Here is a 3813-nt window from a genome sequence, read left to right as displayed (position 1 = left end):
GTGCATCGGCGGCCCGGCGCCATGGCAGAGCGCCAAGGTGGCCGCCGCCGCGCACGCCCGCGCGGAGCGCCCGGCGTTCTGGCACACGCTGCGCTCCGAGCTGGCGCAGAACGTCCAGGTCTTCGCGCAGCCGGTGCCGTCGGACGAAGCCCACGGTGCGCTGCCGCTGATCGTGCTGAGCGCCTCGGACACCTACGCCGACGCGCCTCCGAACGATCGCAAGGCGCTCGACGCGGCGCGGCTGGACACCCAGCGGCGCATCGTCGCCACCTCCCGCCGCGGCGAACTGCAGCCGGTGGCCCACAGCTCGCACGACATCGAGCTGGACCAGCCGCAGGCGATCGCCGGCGCGGTCAGGCGCATCGTGCGGCAGCTACCCGGCGCGCCCGGGCACCGCACGTAGGGATGTGCGGATACGGCGCGCGCCACGACTGCGCGCCGCACCCTGCAGCTGAGCCTGCCTACCAGTCATCCCACCCGCGCACCATCGCGCCGCCCTGCTGGCGCAGGCGTACCATGCCTCGTGTTGCAGGCCTGCATCGATGGTGCGCGCCATGGCCGACAGCCGGCAGATCCCGCCCGATCAATCCTCCGAGGCGCTGTTCGCCGCGGTCTACGCGCGCCTCAAGGCCATGGCCGCCAAGCAACTGGCCGGCAACCGCCACGCCACGCTGGACACCACCGAACTGGTGCACGAGCTCTACCTGCGCATGGGCCAGCGCGAAGGGCTGGCATTCGAGCACCCTGCGCAGTTCTTCGGCTACGCCGCGCGCGCCATGCGCCATCTGCTGATCAATCGCGCGCGCGACCGCCTGCGCCTGTGCGCCGGCGGGCAATGGCAGCGGGTCACGCTGGACGATCACGCCTTGAAGCTGGCGCTGGACACCGCCGAGCAGGCGCTGGTGCTGGATTGCGCGCTGGACGAGCTGGAACAGGCCGATGCGCGTGCCGCGCAGGTGGTGGAGCTGCGCTTCTTCGCCGGGCTCAGCCTGGAGCAGGTCGGGCAGACGCTGGGGCTTTGCCGGCGCACCATCGACCGCGACTGGCGTTTTGCACGCGCGTTCATCAAGGCACGCATGGATTAGGGCACGCACGGATTGCCACGGCGGCCCACGGCCGAGGTCGCAATCGGCGCGCATCCGGTGTTTATCGAGGGCAGGTGGCGGGAGAACGAATGTCGGGAGAGTCCGCCGTGGCAACGATGACGTCCTTGCGCGAGCTGTTCGAGGCGGCGCTGCCGCTGCCCGCCGACGCGCGCGCGCGCCTGCTGGCCGAACGCTGTCCCGATCCGCAGCAGCGCGCGCAGCTGCAACGCATGCTGGAAGCCGATGCCGACGAAGGCGAGTTGCTGTCCACCGGCGATGCCGCCGGCGCTGCACGCGCGATCGGCGACGCCAGCGTTACGCAGGCCCTGCCTGCCGGCAGCCACATCGGCCCGTTCGAGCTGGTCGAGGTGCTGGGCGAGGGCGGTTCCTCCACCGTGTTCCGCGCCTTTCGCGAAACCGAAGGCGTGCGCCAGGAGGTCGCGCTCAAGCTGCTGGCGCGCGGCCTCTACAGCGCCGAGGCGCAGCGCCAGTTCCGCCGCGAGCGCGAGGCGCTGGCGCGCCTGCGCCATCCAGGCATCGCGCGGCTGATCGAAGGCGGCATCACCGACGGCGGCCTGGCCTACATCGCGCTGGAGCTGGTCGACGGCCTGCCGATCACCCGCTACGCGCGCGAGCGCCGGCTCGACCTGCGCCAGCGGCTGGTGCTGTTCCTGCGGGTCTGCCGCGCGGTGGAGACGGCACATCGGGCGTTGATCGTGCACCGGGACATCAAGCCGTCCAACGTGCTGGTCACCGCCGAGGGCGATGCGAAGCTGCTCGATTTCGGCATCGCCAAGCTGCTCGACGAGGACATGGCCGGCGCCGCCCGCACCCAGCATCGCGCGCTCACGCCGGCCTATGCCGCGCCGGAACAGTTCGCCCAGCAGCCGGTCACCACCGCCACCGACGTCTATGCGCTGGGCATCCTGCTGGACGAGCTGGTCAGCGGGCGCCCGCGCAGCATCGGCGCTGCCGCCACGCCGCCTTCGCGCACCGACGCGCCCTCCATTGCCACCGCCTACGGCCTCGCGCCGTCGGCGGTGGCGCCGATACGGCGCAGGCTGCGCGGCGACCTCGACAACATCGTGCTGAAGGCCGCCTGCAGCGAGCCGGAAAGGCGCTACGCCTCGGCCGGCGCGCTGGCCGACGACATCGAGCGCCACCTGGACAGCGAGCCGGTGCAGGCGCATCCGCCCTCGCGCTGGTACCGCTCGGGCAAGTTCGTGGCGCGCCATCGCGGCGGCGTCGCGATCACCGCGGCCTTCATGCTGGCCATCCTGCTGTCGTTGTCGATCGCCGTGTGGCAGGCGCAGGTGGCGCGGCGCCAGGCCGTTCGCGCCAACACGGTGCGGGCGTTCGTCGAGAGCCTGTTCGCGCCGATCCGCTACGGCGTCGCGGCGTCGAAACAGCCCAGCCTGGACGAACTGCTGGCGCGCGGCGTGGCGAGGCTGGACCGCTCGCCGCAGATGGATGACGGCGGCCGCGTGGATCTGCTGGCGATGTTTTCGCGCCTGTACGAGGAGCTTGGCGGCGCCGCGCAGTCGCTCGAGCTGGCGAACCGGGCCGTCGCCCTGTCCGAACGGGTGCTGGCGCCGTCCGACGTCGAGGCGATCCACGCGCTCACCGCGCGCGGCTACGCCGAGGTGCGCATGGAGAACTACGCGGCGGGCGGCGCCGACCTGCGCCTGGCCCGCCGGCGCATGCAGGCGCAGGGCATCCACGGCGAAACGCTGATCGACCTGCTCGGCCCGCTGGGTGCGGTCGAGAACAGCGAAGGCCATGGACAAGCCGCCCTGGACCTTGCCCGCGAAGCGCTGGCCGAACGGATCGCCACCTGGGGGCCGGACGACCCGCGCGTAGGCATCGGCTACAACGACGTCGCCTCCGCGCTGGAAGGGCTGGGCCGCTACGACGAAGCGATGGCGATGTGGCACCGGACCTGGCAATTCGAGCTGGCGCATTTCGGCCCGTCCAGCAACGAATCCACGCTCGCGCTGGCGGGCCTGGCCTCGGCCACCTACCGCGCCGGCCACTGGACGCAGGCGCACGCGCTGTTCGCCCAGACGCTGGCGATGTACGCGCGCAACGGCGAGCGGCCGCAGCTTACCCAGGTGTACGCCGCGCAAAAGGCCTGCGTGCTGGATGGGCTGCGGGCCGACCGCGCCGGCGCGCAGGCACGCTGCCGGCAGGCGCAGGCGTGGTCGGCCGGCAGTTTCGGTGCAGGGAGCGCGTTGCACGGCGACTCGCTGGAAGCCACCGCCTTCGGCCTGGTGGAAGCGGGCGACCTCGCGGGTGCGCGCAAGCTGTTCGACGCCGCACGCCGGTTGTACGGCAATGACCCGGCCAACCGCATGCGGGTCGGCCGCGTGGACAGCGAACTGGCGGGCATCGACTTGCTGGAAGGCCGCCCCGCGCGGGCGCGCGAACGGTTGCCCGGGGCCATTGCCGGCCTGCGTACGCGCAGCTACCCGATGCCGCCGCTGGTCGCCGAGGCGCGCCTGATGCTGGCCTGCAACCAGTCGCCCGGCCCGCAGTGCCCGGCCACGCTCGGCGCCACGATCGATCGCGATCTCGCCGCGGTCGCGTCCGGCGGCGACCCGCAACTGTTGTGGGTGCACCTGCTGCTGGCGCAGGTCGAGCTGGCGCATGGCGAGCCGGGCCGGGCGAAGGCACGGCTGGCGGCGGCGATCCCGCGCGCCAGCCGCGAATTGCCGCCGGCACATCCGCG

2 protein-coding genes and 1 pseudogene are annotated in these 3813 nt (G+C 72.7%); all 3 read left to right on the top strand.

The genetic code is table 11. The features are described from left to right. Positions 1 to 403: pseudogene (locus tag HOQ08_RS08930) on the top strand (alpha/beta hydrolase); the annotation flags it as partial. Between the two features lie 151 nt (positions 404 to 554). Then, complete coding sequence (locus HOQ08_RS08925; RefSeq protein WP_291193438.1) at positions 555 to 1085, top strand: ECF-type sigma factor; 531 nt, start codon at positions 555 to 557, stop codon at positions 1083 to 1085. Positions 1086 to 1201: 116 nt separating this feature from the next. Beyond that, positions 1202 to 3813 (top strand): serine/threonine-protein kinase (locus tag HOQ08_RS08920; RefSeq protein WP_291193440.1); only part of this gene is annotated, 2612 nt, incomplete at its 3' end.

It is taken from the genome of Frateuria sp. (genome assembly GCF_013362045.1).
Lineage (GTDB): Bacteria > Pseudomonadota > Gammaproteobacteria > Xanthomonadales > Rhodanobacteraceae > Frateuria_A.
The sequence above is the reverse complement of the archived record's forward strand: the minus strand, read 5'-3'. Positions and strand labels throughout refer to the sequence as shown.

Coding starts and splice junctions, on each gene's coding strand:
- HOQ08_RS08925 (WP_291193438.1), top strand. CDS start 555: ATGGCCGACAGCCGGCAGATCCCGCCCGATCAATCCTCCGAGGCGCTG.